The 18,135-nt window shown below is 48.1% G+C and carries 10 protein-coding genes; 2 read left to right on the top strand and 8 right to left on the bottom strand.

What is annotated here, in order from left to right:
* Positions 1–4: 4 nt before the first annotated feature.
* The 3 genes from D9N14_RS01095 to D9N14_RS01085 all read right to left on the bottom strand — a co-directional run bounded on the left by D9N14_RS01095 (position 5) and on the right by D9N14_RS01085 (position 6,291).
* Positions 5–3,013, bottom strand: a complete 3,009-nt coding sequence (locus D9N14_RS01095; protein ID WP_290575934.1) for a hypothetical protein — start codon at positions 3,011–3,013, stop codon at positions 5–7.
* Positions 3,014–3,039: 26 nt separating this feature from the next.
* Positions 3,040–4,395: a hypothetical protein gene (locus tag D9N14_RS01090; RefSeq protein WP_290575932.1), complete on the bottom strand. Its 1,356-nt coding sequence runs from the start codon at positions 4,393–4,395 to the stop codon at positions 3,040–3,042.
* Positions 4,396–4,494: 99 nt separating this feature from the next.
* Positions 4,495–6,291 (bottom strand): serine/threonine-protein kinase, encoded by a 1,797-nt coding sequence (locus D9N14_RS01085; protein ID WP_290575930.1) that lies wholly within the window; start codon positions 6,289–6,291, stop codon positions 4,495–4,497.
* A 369-nt stretch (positions 6,292–6,660) separates the two neighbouring features.
* Here D9N14_RS01085 and D9N14_RS01080 point away from each other — a divergent pair, with 369 nt between their 5' ends.
* Positions 6,661–8,175, top strand: coding sequence for a patatin-like phospholipase family protein (locus D9N14_RS01080; protein ID WP_290575928.1), 1,515 nt, complete (start codon positions 6,661–6,663; stop codon positions 8,173–8,175).
* Between the two features lie 19 nt (positions 8,176–8,194).
* Here D9N14_RS01080 and D9N14_RS01075 read toward each other — a convergent pair whose 3' ends face one another.
* Positions 8,195–10,423 carry a patatin-like phospholipase family protein gene (locus tag D9N14_RS01075; RefSeq protein ID WP_290575926.1) on the bottom strand — a complete coding sequence of 743 codons (2,229 nt, stop codon included), beginning with the start codon at positions 10,421–10,423 and terminating at the stop codon, positions 8,195–8,197.
* Between the two features lie 204 nt (positions 10,424–10,627).
* Between D9N14_RS01075 and D9N14_RS01070 the strand changes: the two genes are divergently transcribed.
* Entirely contained in the window at positions 10,628–12,814 is a 2,187-nt protein-coding gene (locus D9N14_RS01070) for a hypothetical protein (protein WP_290575924.1), read from the top strand.
* A gap of 1,188 nt (positions 12,815–14,002) precedes the next feature.
* Here D9N14_RS01070 and D9N14_RS01065 read toward each other — a convergent pair.
* From D9N14_RS01065 to D9N14_RS01050, 4 genes are all read right to left on the bottom strand, one after another.
* Positions 14,003–14,173 carry a hypothetical protein gene (locus tag D9N14_RS01065; protein ID WP_290575922.1) on the bottom strand — a complete coding sequence of 57 codons (171 nt, stop codon included), beginning with the start codon at positions 14,171–14,173 and terminating at the stop codon, positions 14,003–14,005.
* Positions 14,174–14,198: 25 nt separating this feature from the next.
* A complete protein-coding gene (locus tag D9N14_RS01060; protein ID WP_290575920.1) occupies positions 14,199–14,858 on the bottom strand; it encodes a hypothetical protein in 660 nt (219 codons plus the stop codon).
* Positions 14,859–15,451: 593 nt separating this feature from the next.
* The gene (locus D9N14_RS01055) at positions 15,452–16,654 is read right to left on the bottom strand and encodes a hypothetical protein (RefSeq protein WP_290575918.1); all 1,203 of its coding nucleotides are present in this window, start codon (positions 16,652–16,654) and stop codon (positions 15,452–15,454) included.
* A gap of 11 nt (positions 16,655–16,665) precedes the next feature.
* Positions 16,666–18,129: a HesA/MoeB/ThiF family protein gene (locus tag D9N14_RS01050; protein ID WP_290575916.1), complete on the bottom strand. Its 1,464-nt coding sequence runs from the start codon at positions 18,127–18,129 to the stop codon at positions 16,666–16,668.
* Between the last annotated feature and the right edge of the window lie 6 nt (positions 18,130–18,135).

The following is an 18,135-nucleotide window of genomic DNA, read 5'->3' as shown; positions in this document are numbered from 1 at the left end:
ATTCTTACTTTGTCTTTCCCGAAAAGGTACCGGATGCACGGTAAACATCATTTGAATCCGGGCGCTCGGAGATAGAAAATCGACCTACTTCTCCTACAGGTACAGATGCTGATGTTGAGGAATCGACGAAATTACCAACCATCTCTCCCACACGGTCATCTGATGTTATCAAGCCAGTAAAATCAATATTGTTGCTCTTATTTAGTTTAGCCTGACCTTCGTAGTCCAACCCATCAAAGTGGAAATCAACTTCTCCGCTGCGATTTTGGAAGTTCCACGTATTCGTATAAGTGCCCACTGCCAAGTATGTGCTTCCATTATTATATACGTTGCCAATGGCATGACCTTCAACGATGACATCACCAGATAAACCGGTTTCACTACGGATTCCTGCTACCCAGGTATTCAAATGCAGGTGCTCGCGAGTCGAGCCGTTATAGTTAATATCGCCGAAGAAGAATCCCCATTTGATATGTTCGTATTCTTTCCCATCAATATCCGTGAATAACTCGCTTGCAAATTCAGGCAGGCCATCCCGAACAGCGTTTCCACTCACCAATGATAGGTTCGTTCCCTTTTCAGTTGAACCTTGCGAGGTCGAATAACTTGCCGCAAAATGGTCATCATCGATATAAGCGCTACTTGCAGTTGCATCGACCAAACCACCAAGCGGTATAGTGTCACGATCATTCAACTCAATGATTGCTTCTACAGTGTTACTTTCTCGGTTCCATTGTAGGGACGTGAGATTGTTGGAGTTTCTTTTATAGTCAATCTGCACCAAGCTAATGTCGCCATTACTGGTCTCTACAAAGCTCAAGCCACCAACCCAACCAGATAAACTTCCATCTGATCGGCCTAACTCAACTGTTGTTGTTTCTGTGGCTGTAGCAAGGCGGAAATAAGCGTAATTCACAATGCTATCTTGATTGTAACTATCACCAACGACAGTCTCATAACCTCCATAAATTTGTTCTTGATCCGGGTCATAGTTCTCTAAAGCAAGGTATTCTGCATACCCTAGATGTGTTTGTTCAGTACCGTTAAAGAATAGTGGATTCCCTCCCCCCGCTGCAGTGCTGGTTAACGGACTGTAGAAGCCAACGATATTACCCTGTTCCATGGAGGATCCGACAGTATCTGCGTCAAGGATCGCTTCGACAGAGCCATCAATAGTGGTATATGTCAAGCTACCCACTGTGGTTGAAATGGTAGATATCTGATTGCTACTCTCACCTTCCAAACCAAAATCTACGTGGAATACCCTGGAATTGTCACCATAATTAGCTGATTCTGAGTTAACCACTAGAAGACCTGAGTCAATCAATTCCATTCCCAGTGCAGTATCTGTTCTGCCAAATGAGCGAATATTTGTTTGCACAGTTTCCGATGGGCTATGGTCGCATTGACTGCCACTTAAACATGGCACCAAGCCACTAGTTATCGTGAATTGATCGATAGAGAACTCTGGACCCCAATTTTCTTCAAGTCTTGAATCAACGTCACCTGCAGCAAAATAATATTTATTCTCTGGAGAGCTCTCATCCTGAGCTTGAAACATTAAAAAATTGTCAGGCGACCTATACATTAGGTTGTTTTCATTGAATATTGGTTCGTCTGGTGAAGGATTTTCATAGGGAAATGAAAACCCAGACATTAGAAAACTAACATTCGAATTCTGAAGGTATGGGCCACCGAATTCTTCATAAGAATTTGAGTAATGTTCATTGCTTTTGGTAAACACATTTCCAGTAAGCGGAAATTCAGAAAAGCTGAGGGGAATGATTGCCGCTCCATCCATTGCCAACCCAACTGAACTACTTGGCCAGAATATTTTCTCTATCAAATGATCATCATAAGCAACTTCACGAGCACTTAGAATTACGTAGAAATATGGGCCGCTTTCTTCCTTCACGATAGAATATACGATGTTTTCACTATATATTGCTTCCTCAGAATCGGAAGCTGAAGACAGGTTTTTTGGCTTCCCATTCTCTATATTATGTGAACCATTCTCTTGAAATGTATATAAACTATTAGTAGTTCGACCAGGTGAGCGAACTCTAACTAAATCCTCTAAATTGATAGCCATACCAGTTTCGACGTCATTGCTCAGCTCACCAATTGGTTTCTTCAGCTCCATTATTTGGCTAATTGTGATTAAGTCCGATGAAGATTGGGACAAGCTATTACCTGAAGTTGTTTCAGACGAACTGAGAGTTTCACCAGGACCAAACCCCTGCCCGTTTAAGGAAATCAAAATTGAATTATTGTTAGTATTTACAACACCAGTCGCCTCATTCGCATCGGCAAGCAGACTCGTTAAATTCCCCCCAGACTCACCACTATCCTGTTCCAAACAACCATCACATCCATCTTCCATCTCGTCTTCTTCTTGATCAAAGGAACCCGTATGAAGCGAACCGAGCAAAGTCCCATTTGTCCCAGAATCTGCCACTTTAGGTGAAGATGCCTGTCCTGCAACGACGTCAAGCGACACAGAAAATCCCGGTTTCACAATTCGGGTTACTTCCTGCCCATTGGTAATCGCCAAGCTTTGACCGTAGACCAGCATGGCGGTAATTCTGGAATCTGGTTCCTCCTGAAGCATGGCTTCACCAGACTGGAGTAAGAAGCTGTTGCCCTTGTAGTTGATTTTTATATCACGTTGCGCGAAGCCACTTACCACTCGCAAAGAGCCTGAAGTCAGAGTTATGTTCACCGGATCACCCGTCGCTAGCGCATCCTGATAGGCTTCCAATCGAATCTCAGAATTCTTGCCTACAGTGATAACTGCTCCCGTTGGCAGAATCACTTCCAATATTTCATCGGCTTTGGTCCGCAAGGTGGGTGATTTAAACAGTTCTGCATAGCTAACGCGGGTAACAGGCTTTTCACCACCCGGCGTAAACAGCAAAACACTGGCTCTGTTGTCCACCACAGCGATCGAGGTGGATGCATAAAACATTAATCCGAATATCAGAGTGCGAAAATAGATTGTGTGTTTGGTCATAACCAGTTCCTCTTGATCTTAGCTGTCTACATGGCAATCCAAAACACCAGGTTCATACCCAGATTGTCATACTCGTAATTTGGCAAGGTGGAGTCATTCTTGGTCTTGAATACTTCGATGGTGGAATAGTAGCGTTGAGTAAATACCATGGTGGTTCGCCAATAGATGTCATCCCTGGAATCTTCCCTGGTTTCATCTTGTGAAACCGCTGGATCCGGTGCGTCGTAATCCACTTCGGTTAGAACCGCTGTGAGTGATGTACTCCATCGGTAAGGGAGCTGAAACGGAGGTTTGAAGCTGTAGGAAACACCCGCCAGTAGGTTCTGGAGAGATCTTGATTCGTATTTCACCTCAGCATCCCGACTGGACGCACCAATCCCCAAAAAGCCAGAAAATGTTGGGGTAAAGTCGTAGTCAATATTCGCATCCAGAGAGAAACCATTACCATCGCGCTGATCCGAATATGGACGATCATCGCTGTTGTAAAAGCTCTGCTCGTCATAGACTAATTTGACAGTCGTTTTGAAGAACTCATCGAAGAAGTATGATGTGTCTACTCCAAGCTGACCGTTGGTTTGGTATTTCTCGCTGTCCAGATAGGTAAGGGAACCCGCAAGGTAAGGCCGGAAAGAAGTTTTAGCAGAGATCAACGGCCCCAAGTAAAAGCGTGGTCCGATATCAAAGCGCAATGCATCCACGTTTATTTCATCAAGGTCGTCATAGCGTCTGCTGTACTCCATGAGATTTACTTCGAGGTGATCGCCCTCTTGATTACCAAATGAGTACAGATACTGAAGAGACGCTTGTATCGATGCGGATACATCAGATTGTCCAGTATCGTTCTCGTCCAAGAGCCCTGTTTGACCACCTACCAAAACGACACGCGAACTGGGAGCCGCATTGGCGTTACTGTCATGGTGTGCACCCAAGCCAATTCTGACGGAGAACGTGTGGGGCGAACTTGCATCAGAGGCGATGTTGTAAAGGCGCTTAGCTCTGTTTCTCACGTCATTGGGTATATCAGGAGAATCAATAGCCTCCTTTAGATACTGAGTAGCCAGAACTGTTGAGCCTACCCGTAGATACAATACGCCAAGTTCGAGTTTGATATTGTCCAATCTAGGATTGATTTGGAGTATTCGTTCGAATGAAGAAATAGCCCCATTCAGATCCCCTTCTTCAAGGGCTACCTTTGCAAACTGAAAAGATCGCTCAGGGTTTGCCGGATCTTTCATCAACTCTTCGAAGTTTCGCTGATATCGATCAGATTTTCTTACTGTTGGTTGTGCTACAACCTGCGTAGCAATTAACACCAGGACCAACATCAATCCAAGCGTTTCGAAATATTCCCAAATATCACGTTTGTATTTTTGACCGTTCATTCTTCATTTGCCCCAATGTAGTGCCACCACCGTCGATCGCACAATTGAAAATGAACACGATACTGATCTTGCTTAGGTGAATTCGACTAAGAATACTTACTAAAAATCTTGATTAACTTTAAATCCAAGACGTATTGCACGCTCTCGATAAATCTTTGCTTCTTCAGGATTTTCTTCCTCTATCATCTGAGCTAGCTCGTACAGTGCAACACGATCCCCCTTATTTGCAGCTCTACGCAAATACCGATGAGCCTGTTCTGGATCATAGGACCTGTACTCTCGGTTAGCATAAATCATACCTAGTAGTAATTCTGCGAGGAAAAAATCTTGCTCGGCTGCTTGTTCCAGTAGTCTTATAAATTCCTCTTCATCCTTTGTATATTTCATTTGTGACATGAGAATTAAAGCGTACTGAAACTGGGCGAACGCATAACCTTGTTCTGCAGCTGCTTTTGACAAGTTTTGTGCAAGGTCTGAGTTCTTAGGTACATACCATCCGCGATCATATAGTTCACTCAATGCTAGTTGGGCCGACGGATCATTCAACTTTGCGGCTACTGATAATTCATTAAGCAGTACTGCATTCTCGCCTGACCAAATATCGACCAAATCTGACAGCACAGAACCCCCATAACGTTCCGTGAATTCTTTCGCTGATGCTGAATTTGCTGGGCCTTTTTCGAGCAAATCCTGAAAAGTGTAAAATTCTTCGACCGAGGGGCTGGAAACTGGCGTTAGATTTATGGTCGTATTTCTTTCCAAGGGAAAATCAATCGCTATAACTTTTGTTCGATATCCAGAAACTTTTAGGGCTATCTTATGCTCTCCCACAGGTAGTGATTTGAATGAACGAATCTTCTCAAGGCCTTCGACCAAATAAATGGATAACGATGATTTATCAATTAGGCGATTATTTGGATCGAGAGCCGTCAGTTCATAATTAGTCGTAAATGGAGAGAGGATCCATATTGCCACTGAGATTAGGAATAGCAAAGGAATAAAAAGGTAAATTCTAGAAATGCGTAGTGGAGCAGACTCATTTACAAATTTATTATCCAAGGTATCCATAGCTTCAATCACATCATCTATTGATTGATATCTATTTTCCTTATTCATCTCAACCATCTTAGTAACCAATGGTTTGAATATAAGGGCTTCCTGCGGCCAGGCAACTGTGTTGTTTGATGGATTACTTACGGAAGCAGGGTCATGAAAATTTACGGGCCTTTCTCCTGTTAACATTTCTTGGAACACCACTCCCAAGCTGAAGATGTCACTTCGGTAGTCCAGTGGTGCAGCTATGGATTGCTCAGGGCTCATGTACCTCTTCGAGCCGATAATCATCGATACTTCCGTTAAATCAGGTATGTCTTCAAGACCAGTCGCATCACCGCTGTTCATTACGCTCCGAGCAATTCCAAAGTCAGTCAGGACAGGTGTTGCGTCGTCTCGAAAAAGTATATTGTGTGGTTTGATATCCCTGTGTATCAGTTTCTTAGCATGCACAGCGCTAAGTGCCTCACACATACTCCTTACAATGTTGCAGGCTTCTAGTGCACTTACTCTCCCGCTTTTAATTTTAGTCGTCAATTCTCCTCCTTTCAGAAGCTCCATTGACATATACAGGAAGTTTCCCATGGTCCCCACATCATATACGGTGACAATATTTGGATGATGGAACTTTCCAACTATTTTTGCTTCTCGCTCAAATCTCAAACAAAGCTCCTTCTGATCTACTTGAGTGTATTTTGAGAGTCGAACCACTTTTAGGGCCACTGTCCTGCCAAATCCCTTTTGTTCCGCGAGATAAACCTCAGCCATTCCACCCTGCCCAAGTTCTTCCAGTATTTCGTAGCCTTCGATATGAGGTGGTGCTATGCCTGACCCATCGTCCATATACTTTTTCTCTTTGGATTAGTAGAACTCGACATATTCAAATACTAATAATTAAGTAATACGCAGCTAGAATTTATTAAGAGACTTTACACTGACTCTAAATCCTGCAATGATTTCTCAAGAAATTCTTATAACTTTTTGTTATAAATGTCTGCCATTCTTTCTTTTTAGGAAACACATGACACCTGTAGTGTGATTGCTCATTTTCCATTTACACGTTGCAAACCGCCAGACTGGGGTATAGAGTTTTAAACAGTGTTGAGTGCCCAATAGAAGCATTAGCCGTCCGCCGCGCCGCAGATTCCAAAATAATAACAATAACAAAGCGGTTGGGGGTCTAACAGTATGTGAATCATTGAGGCTGTCCCTATGCAATCGCTTTCCCTGCCCCCCGTGCTGTCTGCCAGCAAATCCAATTTACGCCAGTTAGAAAAACGCATGGACTCCGTGCACAACTACGACGATTGGTATGCCCTGGCCCGGGAGCACGACATGCTGTCCGGTGCTGAACAATGGCGGGATGCAGAGCGTTCCAACCTGTACGATTATGCAGCGATCCGTTCCCGTCACGACAAACTGAAAGACCTGCTCAACGCCGGCGCCCACCAGGAATTGCTTTACGCACTGAACGAAGGGGTGCACGGTAACATGGGCGGCATGGGTCGACCCATTCTGTATTCCCGCGCCAAGGCCGGTACCAAGCACCTGATCGACAGTTACGTGGCCACCATTGCCCAGGCGCTGGAGTTCATCCATCGCAGCCCGGAAGACATTATTTCCTACCCGGAAAAAGTGGATTTTTTCCGCCGTGCCAGCCACTGTTACGGACGCAGCGCCCTGTTGCTCAGCGGCGGTGCCGGCCTGATTTATTTCCATCACGGCGTGGTGCAGGAACTCATCGATCACGACCTGCTGCCTAACGTGGTGTCCGGCGCCAGTGCCGGCTCCATCGTCTCCGCCCTGCTGGGCACCAAAACCGATGCCGAGCTGAAGCAGGGGTTTTTCACCGACAAGCACTACGAGGAAACCAAGAAGACCCGCCTCATGGACGTATTCATGGGCCGTGTTTCCGATGAGGATGCCAAGGCCGCCCGGGAGCGGACCCTGGACGAAATCGTGCCCCTGGACCTTACCTTTCAGGAAGCCTTCGAACTCACCGGTCGCTACATCAACATTTCCATTTCTCCGGCAGAAAAACACCAGTCTTCCCGCCTGATGAATGCCATCACCTCCCCCAACGTTTATATCCGTTCCGCCGTCTCCGCCTCCTCCAGCATTCCCGGCCTGATGCCTTCCGAGCGGCTGTATGCCAAAGGCTTTGATGGCAAACCGCGGCCTTACCTGGCTCGCCGCCGCTGGGTGGATGGGTCCGTGTCCGGGGATTTACCGGCCAAACGCCTGAGCCGGATTTATGGTGTGAACCATTTTATCGTCAGCCTGATCAACCCGATGGTGGTGCCCTTTGTTGAGGACGTCACCACCCGCCACACCAAGGGCTTCCGTCACACCCTGTCCGAAGCCTTCATCAAAGTGCTGAATGAAACCCTGGCCAATTCCGAGCGCTTCTTTGATCGTCGCGGTGAAATGGGCAGTCGCATTGCCGCGCAGATTGCTTACACCGTACGCATGCTGGAACAGAATTACCTGGGGGACATCAACATCCTGTTGCGCAAACAGGATTTCAAATGGCGGCAGACAGTATTCGAATTCAAGGAAGGGGAAATTGAAAACCTGGTGGACATCGGCATGCGTTCCACCTGGCCCAAGCTGGCACAAATCAAAAATGCGGCCCTGATTTCCAAAACCCTGGATCGGATTCTGGAGCAACTCAACCGGGAAGGCCTGAGCGAACCGGCCAAAGGCATTCACCACATCTACAACTGATCGCAGCGAGGCCGCCGGCTCAGCGAAAGCGTTGGCCAAGGAAAATAGCGTAGGAATGATCCCCTTCGTCGGTGCGGCCATAACTCAGGTAGGCGGGCCCGAGGGGGGTTCTGGCACCCAGAAACACACTGCCGGCACCGATGGCATTGTCCCAACTGATGTTATCCCGTTGCAGCCAGACATTGCCGCGTTCCAGTGACATGCCAAAATACAGGGGTACCCCGAACGGCAACGGGCCGTTCTTGTTCAACTGTCGATAGAATACACTGCGCACCAACACCCGGTGACGACCGAAGCGGGAACGGGGCGGCAGGCCCGACAGCTCCAGAAATCCGCCGATGAAGGGGATATCCACAAACTCCGCTTCATCACTGTCACTGACTTCCGCATCCGCTTCCAGCAGCAGGGTATTCCGCCCCAGCGTAATCGGTAACGTGCCCTCCACTTCCATGCGGGAGAAATTATCAGCCGCATTCAGCGTTTGCTCGTGGCGCTCACTCTTCACATCCCAGCGGTAACCTGAGGTGGGAAAGCCCAGGTCGTCCAGGGTATCCCATCCTATCTGGCCAAAGTAAAAACCATCCTTGTAGTCGTCCAGTTCCAAACCATATTGCTCAAGATCCAAACCACCGCGGAAACTCAGTTCACCCTGTTCCTGGGTCACGCCGACCCGAACCTCACCGGCACCACTCCAGATCGAGCGCCCCACGGCCAAGGTCGCCCAGATATCCTGTTTCTGATATTCCGACACCGGCCGATCCTGGATATCCTCCATATAAATATCCAGGCTGTCGGCGTTGTATCCCACGGAAGGCTCAATGAAATACGCCAGATCCGCGGTGATCGGCTGCAAAAAGCGTAACTCGAATTCCGGTGACGACCCCAATTCCGCGCGCGCGAACGCGGTACCGCCGTATTGGTTCAAACCGGCTATGCGCAGGCTGGCCGCCAGCCCGAACACCCCATTGCCTTCAAAATCGTCGGATAATTCCAACCCCAGTTTCAACCAGCTGTTGCCGGTTTCACGCCCCACTCCAGAGACCACCAGACCGGTTTGGCCGTCTTCCTCCACCAGGGTGTAACGCACCACCTTGAAAAAATCCAAGCCGTACAGACGCGACAGGTCCCGATCCATCTGCTGGCGGTCAAACGGCTGTCCCAGAGGTTGCCGGATCTGTGCCGCCAAGACCGCATCGGCCACCACACTGGTGTTTTCGATGCGTATAAACTCGATCACCGGGCGCCCGGACTCGATGCTGTCATCAAGGGTCTGCAGGCCGGGAATCTCGGTGACGTCCAGTTCAAAATAATCCAGCGCCGCCTGCAGACCCGAATCGATGATGGGCGCCGCCAGGTCAAAATCCGCCGAACCGAAGCCGTCCAGCGCCGGCAGGATCAGAATTTCCCCGGCTTGCAGATTGGCCCGTTGCTCCACCGTGTTCACCCGCACCAGAAACGCGGTGATCTGGGCCGCCACCCCGAAAATCGAACTCAGCTCATCCCGTGATTTCAGGGGCGACGAGACATCCACCGCGATGATGAAATCCGCCCCCATTTTACGGGCCAGATCAATGGGCATGTTATTGGCGATGCCACCGTCCACCAGCATTTTGCCATCGCGCTCCACCGGCTCAATGGCCCCGGGGATGGACATACTGGCCCGCACCGCCGACGCCAGGTCACCGCTGTTCATGATCACCGCTTCACCGGTTTCCAGATCCGCCGCCACCGCGGCAAAACTGCGGGGCAAGTCAGAGAACTGCAGCGGTACATTGTCTTTGGAGAACAGCTCACCCAGGGTGAGTTCGAGATGTTGCCCCTGAATCGCCCCTTTGGGAATGGCGATGCCGTCTTTGGTCACCGACATCCTGAAATCGGTACTCATGCCGGATTCCAACCGGCGGAAAGGATAGGGCTGATCACGCCGGGGGGAAGCGTCGCTCAGGGCCTGATGCCAATCCATGGTACGGGCTATATGGTCGATTTCATCGGCAGAGCGGCCACTGGCATAGAGCGCACCGACGATGGAACCCATGCTGGTACCGGTGACGATTTGGGCCTGGATACCCTGGGCCTCCAGCACCCGCAGCACACCCACATGGGCCAGACCGCGGGCACCGCCACCGCTCAGCACCAGGCCCACCGTGGCCCCCTCCGGGATCGTCAGGGTCTTGGCAAACAGCGCCACCGGCCATAACAGAACCATCCCCAGCAGACCCCACAGCCACGTTTTAAATGGTTCACACATTTCCAGTTCCAGCCGCCAGCGTTGTTATTCCCGGTGCTACAATACCCCGGTGTCCACCATAGCCACAATCATCAAGGACAACAAGGATGAATCGCCACGGACCAAGGCCCCGCTTTGCGGGCTCAAGCCATCGACTCTGAGCGCGGTTCGCCGGCTATACTGTTCAAGAGCACCCGGGCATGGGCTCAAATGTGTGGAGACAACATGCAGGCTTTCAACGAGCTGTTCGGCCGAATATTTGAAATAGACAGTGGTTTACACGTTCTCATCTGGCTGCTGTTTGTCAGTGGCTTTACGGCAGCGTTTATCCCCGCATTCAGAAAACCCGCAAAGATCGTCTTTACCGCAGGCATGCTGCCGATGGTTTTTTCCCTCGGCGTACTCCTGTTCGCTTCTGTATTGGGCGCCGGATTCTCCCGCAGCTGGGAAGCCGTTCAGAACGAGATTTTGCCCGGTTTTCTGGTGGGCTTGGGCCTGTTGACCGCACTCGTAATTGGCTTGCTGTGGTATTGGTTAGGCCGCTCGCAAGCACGGGAAAAAGCCGTCTTTATCGCCTATGGCAGCGTGGCGACAGCATTGTACGCCGTTGCCCCGGTCAACGTGTGTGAGGCGGCCTATGATTTTAGGCTGTCCTGGGGAGCACAGTGCCTTTCCAACCACTACCGCGAAGGACCCAACGCCAATTCGATAAAAGCCTTGGAGTACCGTCACCAGGCGGCCAGGTGGGGCGACGCAGATATCGCATTCTTTCTCTACCAAACCGATTACGCGGAACACCGGCAACAATGGCTGGAGCTGGCCGCTTCGCAGGGTCATCTGGATGCTCGGTACAAGCTTTTCTACCCAAAACCCAACGCTCCCATACAAGACATGCAGCGGATGGCCGAGTTTGCCAACCTGGGACAAGTGGACGCGCAATATCACTATGGTTATTGGTTGCTGAATCAGGATGATCCGGTACAAGGGGAAGCCATGCTGCTCAACGCAGCACACAATGGTTCCATACTGGCCCAGCGCGCCCTGGCCGAGGAATACATGGGGATCGGCATCCTGGGTAAGCGTGACGTAGAGCGTTCGCACCATTGGCGTGATCAAAGTAATGGTTTATATCAAAAGATTACCCGGGAATCCTCGGGTGATCTTCGCTTCTACTCTGATTACTTGCCAGAGCACTATCAGCAGCAGAACCTATGGAACACGCATTTTCAAATGATAACCAGCCAAGCTGCCTCCGGCTTTGCCAATGAGGGCGGCGCACAGTATTTAATAGGCCGTCGATTGCTGCAGAATGAAAACGGCCAAAAGCGCGGCTTGGAGTGGTTAAAGAACGCCGCCAAGAATGGAAACCGGGAAGCAAGTCAAATGCTTCATCAACACTTCAGAAAAGGCATGCAGGAAGATCCAGGGTTACAGGAAGAGTATCTTTATTATCTGGAACGTGCTGGAACCTTGGGCGACTTCAACGGTTTTTATACGCTCGCCTATCTTTATACCAATGGCAATGACGGCGTGGAAGTAGACATACAAAAAGCCAGTCAGTATTTGCAACGTGCGTCGGACACGGCCAGGGCACAAGGCAAACGTTTAAACGATATTGCCGGGTTATCGCAAAGCCTGGGACAGGCTTTGCAGCATGCGGCGGAATACGGTGGTACGCGCAAGGAGTTGGAAGCCGAGGCAGTCAATGGTGATGCCGAAGCCATGTATCATCTCGCGTTAACACTGACCGAACCGGTGTACTACAACGTGGACAATGCAAAGCGGTTCCAGACGCTACTGCGACAATCTGCGGAACAGGGCTACCCCCCAGCCCAACTGCGCGCTGCCCTGGCAATGAACCGTACGGCGGCGGATCCAGTTGGCCAAGAGGTTGGTTTTCAATGGCTGACCCATGCGGCAAAAGCGGGATACGCACCGGCTTTGTACGAACTTGGGGTCTTTTACCTGGCAAAAAGACTGCCTCATAACCATCACCAATATTCCCCTTACCGGGGCAAGGTATTAATGGAATATGCGCTCAACAAGATGGCGGCAAACAAGGATCAGCTCTATAAGGACAAGAACGGCGAGGTTTGGGTGTACTACCATCGTTACGGCACACGGGCCGCAGGCCTGACTTTGCAATCGGCAGAGCAATCCCGTGTGCGCATTCCGGCTGTGCTCTCCAGCTTAACATTGGAGCACAGCAACAACCCCGTTGCCGATATTAAAGCCTGGTATTACCAGGCGATTGAGCAGGTCCTGGAGCAGGACGGCGACCTGGATCAGCTGAACAGTCTGTACAATGCTTTGCTAAGCGACCCGGGCGCGGGCACAGTGCATCAGGAGTATCTGAATCCCGGGTGTAGATTTACAAAAAAGTATCATACTTTGGTAATCGTAACTCTTTGAATTTATTAATTGCCAATTTATGCATCTCAACAAAAGTATCATACTTTCATGCTGCATAAACAAAGTATGCACTACATCTATTACAAAAAATAATCACACTTATATAAAGTAATCCGAAATATCAAATAGTTAATAAATAACGGTTTTCGATATACGCAATCTGATGGTCTGGTTGGTCTTATTTTAGTTTAGACTAGTACCGTCTATTTGATAATTGGTAGTCAACTCCAGTCACACGAAATCGCCACCTAATCATCTCAAAACCTACCAAGTATTCTTCTTTTATCTGATCGTCCGACAATGCTCTGCGTCTAACATCTAATAGTGCAGGTCGAGGAAGCAAAAGCGCGCCAGCGAGCCAATCTGCTTAATCTTCCTGATCTTTGCTGAAATTCCCGGGAACCAAATGACCTGCTTCTGAAATCGTCACATCGTGCACTCGATGTCCCAATACAATATGTGCCATTTCGTGCATACATACACTATTTATCCGCTCAACACTGTGGGAGCTATATTGTTTGGTTTGTTTGAGAAGTAGTGGTTCCGTCGAAGTCTTCGAACAACTTCTGTCCATTGGAGTGGTTAACGACTTCGCTCATAGGTTTGCCAGAAGCCGTTCTGTGAAGCAGTAATTAAACGGGTACAAGCAAGCGATAAGCAGGCATTGGATAAATATATTGCTAATCAAAACGCCGTATCTCAGAGACCGAGAGGATTTCTTCAGCATATTTTCGCTGCATTACGTACATCAGCTGGGAAGATAAGAGAACTATTCTGGTGTAAAAAATAGTCACTAAAACTAAGCTGAATAACTATTATGGCCACCATCTGCTAATATCAAGGATGCTTTGTTTGATTTCGCTTCCTTGTTGAGCCCTTCCCGTCACCTCAATTGCGACTTCTGTCAAATCAACGATAACTGAAAGTAAACTACTTCGACACGGTGGGATATTACTAAGACAGCCAAGCTATAGTTCATAGATGAACAAACTGCCGTTTTGCCTTACTAGCAAATCTCCGATCAAAAGACGCCTCTCAAAATTACTAATTGTTCGACCAAACCCCATGAATTTTTTTGTAGCTCAGGTAATCCCCGCTACAGGCAAGCCACTTCACTCAAAGCATCGCATCAAGTAATTCATGCAAAATAACAGACACAGCTTCCAGTACCCGTCCCAAAGCAACCTGTCAACTTTCACCCAGCAGTTGGGCCGCCGAAAGCGTTAGAATCTCAACGTTCTCCATTTCCTCATTGTCAACCGGTTCCGCTCCCAGAAGCTCGGCTGAAGGCACTTCATAATAAATAGCGACAGAGGCATCCAAGGCATTGCCTGAATGCAGCGTGAAAATTGTGGGCATAGGCAGGTCAGTTTTGACTACAAAACTACAGAAGATCAATCTCTAGCCCCGTTACCAACTTGAGCGTATTCGTTGCTAAACCATCAAATTGAAAATCTTTGAGTTCCTGGTTCAATTTATCAAAAGATGAATCAACTACTCGGTACTCTTCTGTATTTTCCGGAACACCCACCTGATAAGCGAAAGAGGGTACGCATATCTCTAAATCATAGAAATTAAAGGATTGCCAATTTCTTGGCAGAATTACTCTTTCATAGCCGGGACTCCAGAAGTGCGTTGCTGCTTCCGGATATTCCAACCCCATAGCTACTACCAGCGTCGTTGCTATGGAATTGGGCGAATCAGAAAATCGAGAGTAAGAACGATGGCTCAAGTTCTGAGAATTAATAAATTGAAGCGCTTTGACGGCAGCAGCAACTCTGCGCAGATATTCTTTAATCCCACCCCTATACAAACAGTATTCGGCAACGAAATCAACCACACTTGTTATACAAGCGGCCTCCAATGGAGGGGCCATTACCCCGCGCAGGGCGCGTGTTTCACTGCTTCTTCGTTTTAAACTCAAGCCAAGCAAAATTACTTTATCTTCACCATCAACACCTCGACATACAAGATAAGTGTAATTATATCCAGATGCCGCCTCAAGTTCCGTTACTAGCAAATGAATTGAACAGGTAGTATCCATACCGATACCATCCTTTCGACTTTTGGTTTGAAAAACGATGTGTGCTCATCTGATTTTTCAGAACATACCATGTAACTATTCATTCAATTTTATCCTATAATTTTGTATCAACAAATACAATACTCATTCACCATCTAGGACTTCAGGAAACATCGTATTGTCAAAAATCATCTCGAAGCTTTGAATGACATTAATTCATTGTTTATGTTTCCCTTGCCTCGACCTTGACCTCTTCAATATTTAGATACTACATGGAGTCCAAATTAAAGCAGGGATGTTACGCGGCGAGCAGACGTGGATCGAATTCAAATATTGCCTTTTTTGGATTCCAGTTTTTTTGGAAAAGCTGTCGTGTTACTCGTCATTTTTCAATTCACGTGCCAAGTTATCTTTAGCGGATTCTTCTTTCTTTAGCTTTTCGATAATGGATTGCACGATGATATCATAGTCCATACATTTCAGGTTTTTTCCAGCATGACATCCTTCCTGACCGCTCTCACCCACCGTCTCTAGCTCGATTTTCTGATTTACGAATTTATTGATGATTTAGTTGATAGTGGAAATCTGTGCTTTTGATATCCTCTTGTAATATCTTATGTAAAAGTCTGTTTTTCCGATAATCTTGAATACCTGTCCGTTATATCCTTTGATAAAGATTCTAGTTCTCGATCGAATTCTATTCCTCGTGGTAATTCTTGTACTGTTACTGTTAATTTACGTCTGATGACTTCCCCGGCGAAATTGACAGCTATCAAATAATAATCACAGTCAAACAGCGGACGATGTTCCAAACTACCGGAGTTTTCCTTGACCATGAGTTTTAATTGATGACGCTGATTGTGACACTCCAACCAATACTCCCGCACATTTTCAGCACGCCAACTAAGTTGAATGACCTCACCCTTGCCGATAGTCGTTGCGGAAACCGCGAGGTTGAGTCGGGGTGGCGGCTGGATCCATTTGACCGCAACTGTTGCAACGGTCTGTTCACCGATAATATTTTCAGCCACTAAGCGGTGTCGGCTTGGACCGATGGTTGCCGCTGAATTGACTGAGAGCGTTCCCGCTGCGGGCACGGGAATTCGCTCGCCGTTCGAATCTTCAAACCAGATTTGTGTTGCATGGGCTGTTTGCCAGCGAATGGAGATGGGTTTTCCCAGCACTGCTTTTGATTTGTCAGCAACAAACTGTTGGATAACCGGCATATGGTACTTCGCCACGAAAGAGATGGTTGCCGTTGTGATTGCCTGTTCACTGATAATCGCGTGTTCACCCAGAACCACCAGGTTTATAGAATACGCTCCCGGGCCAGGCACCTTAAAATACAGCGTGTTTTTTGCCGTGCCGTCCTGAATAATAGTATTTTCATAATCCGAATCCATTCCGCGACAGCAAATCTCCACTCGTTCGGCATGTTTTACCTTATATTTTACGGCGATGTCTTCGTTGACAAAGACCTCTGGTTTGACGTTAAAGCCTTGAATAACCGGTTGCTCCACCCGTGGTGTCACCAGACACTCCTTGATGATGTCACCGAATTCAGCCTGTAATTGAAAACTCTCAGGGCTGTCCACTGCCAGCCTGTAACTGCCGGTACTGGGCTGATCCATTAACAAGGGTTCACCATCCTTGTACAGATTGACAGGATAAAGTGCGCCCTCGCCTTGCCAGCTGAGGTTGATTTCGCTGAATAAAAGCGGGCGGGCGTGACTTACGGTAAATTCAAAAACATCGAAGTCTCGAAACTCACCGGTAGTGGCCCACTCCTCGAGAAACTCTTCACGATCAACGGTCATAAACACACTCCTCAAGAGAAGATATTGCTGTTTTCCAAAAACAGTTGCTGGACGCTTTTTTGCTGATGCTCAGTCTTGTTTAAATAGGGTGTGGGCAGATCATAACCGCGTCCCAGATAGCTGGAACAAACCGGGCAATCTGCTGCCGGTTTGTTGGCAGGATAATCCTGTTGTTCGGTGGTCTCCAATCGACGCTCCTGAAAGTTGGAATATCGCAGCACGGTCATGTCACGAAAGCCGCAAAGATAATTCAGAAAATCTGTCATCATTGCGCCCACCGCCATCAGGTTCAAGCCGTACACCGAAGCTGCTTTTGCTTGCTCCACTCCGGTGATATAACCTCGGGCGCGATATTCCGCTTCCAGCTCGGCACTCAAAGACGCCCGATTGACCTGGTTCATGTCCACCATCTCGAACTGACTGCACATCATGCAGGCCGATGCCCCTGGTAAAACATTGAACACCCGATACAGAAAATTGGTGGGTTCCAGGGCTACTTCCACACCCACATCGAATAAAGGAATCATGCCCTGTACCGAGAGTTGGTTCAGGGCCGCTCGGGCATAGGCGTTATCCACGGTACTGAACACCACATCACACTGCATTAACGCATCAAATGCTTTTTGCTCATGAATCGCTGAATGAACAGTGGTTAAGTGGGTTTTCGGTGATAACCGTTTTAAATGGCGACGCAAGGCTTTGACTTTGTGTTGCCCCACATCCTGATAGCCGACACCTTGTAATCGATTCAGGTTGGAGGTTTCAACCACGTCGTCATCCACAATGGTAATGTGACCGCAGTTATAGCGTAGCAGTGCCTCGGCAGTGATACTGCCGGTGCCGCCGGCTCCACAAATACCGATATGCGCATGCTTCAGCCAATGTTGAATTGGTGGATCGATGAAGTTCTGCCTGCAGCTTATCTCATCCGTTAACAATTGCTGGGGTTGAACACTGTTGGGGTAGCGAATATGAAAGCGGTCGCTGCCGATACATTGAACCTGATCGATGGATGTGAAAACCTGAGTAGAACTGGTATCAGTGATGCGCGCATCAAAACTGTTTTGATCCAAAACCATGGACACATTGATAAACGGCAGCCCCATTTCATCGCGGATGGAGCGTAAGACTTTGTCCATGCGAATATCGTCTTCATCATCCACCGCAGAGAAACCGGTGCCGCTTTCAGAAAACGGGTGATGATGAATGTTGATCAACACCGGATCAAAGCCTTCCACAAAATGTTGCATCAGCGGCGCTGCCACGTCGGGATACAGGCGGAGATAACTCCGCGTAGTAGTTTCGTAGCAATCTTCCGCCAGGAAGATGGGTTCTCCACTGACCAGAATCATTTGTCGATCTTTGCCTTTAACCAGGGAGCCGGTCAGAAAACTGACCCGCTCCGCCGAGTGTGAATTGTGATAACTCACTACGGACTGGTAGGTGTTTTCGAGGATTTTTAAAATCGTTTTCATATGCCG

It is taken from the genome of Ketobacter sp. (assembly GCF_003671495.1).
Taxonomy (GTDB): domain Bacteria; phylum Pseudomonadota; class Gammaproteobacteria; order Pseudomonadales; family Ketobacteraceae; genus Ketobacter.
Note: the sequence above shows the minus strand (reverse complement) of the source record. Positions and strands in the feature narration are given on the sequence as shown.

Bases quoted from the DNA above. Each gene is read 5' to 3' on its own strand.
- D9N14_RS01055 (WP_290575918.1), bottom strand. From the start codon at position 16,654: ATGACCGTTGATCGTGAAGAGTTTCTCGAGGAGTGGGCCACTACCGGT.
- D9N14_RS01090 (WP_290575932.1), bottom strand. From the start codon at position 4,395: ATGAACGGTCAAAAATACAAACGTGATATTTGGGAATATTTCGAAACG.
- D9N14_RS01050 (WP_290575916.1), bottom strand. From the start codon at position 18,129: ATGAAAACGATTTTAAAAATCCTCGAAAACACCTACCAGTCCGTAGTG.
- D9N14_RS01060 (WP_290575920.1), bottom strand. From the start codon at position 14,858: ATGGATACTACCTGTTCAATTCATTTGCTAGTAACGGAACTTGAGGCG.
- D9N14_RS01070 (WP_290575924.1), top strand. From the start codon at position 10,628: ATGCAGGCTTTCAACGAGCTGTTCGGCCGAATATTTGAAATAGACAGT.
- D9N14_RS01080 (WP_290575928.1), top strand. From the start codon at position 6,661: ATGCAATCGCTTTCCCTGCCCCCCGTGCTGTCTGCCAGCAAATCCAAT.
- D9N14_RS01075 (WP_290575926.1), bottom strand. From the start codon at position 10,423: ATGTGTGAACCATTTAAAACGTGGCTGTGGGGTCTGCTGGGGATGGTT.
- D9N14_RS01085 (WP_290575930.1), bottom strand. From the start codon at position 6,291: ATGGACGATGGGTCAGGCATAGCACCACCTCATATCGAAGGCTACGAA.
- D9N14_RS01095 (WP_290575934.1), bottom strand. From the start codon at position 3,013: ATGACCAAACACACAATCTATTTTCGCACTCTGATATTCGGATTAATG.
- D9N14_RS01065 (WP_290575922.1), bottom strand. From the start codon at position 14,173: ATGCCCACAATTTTCACGCTGCATTCAGGCAATGCCTTGGATGCCTCT.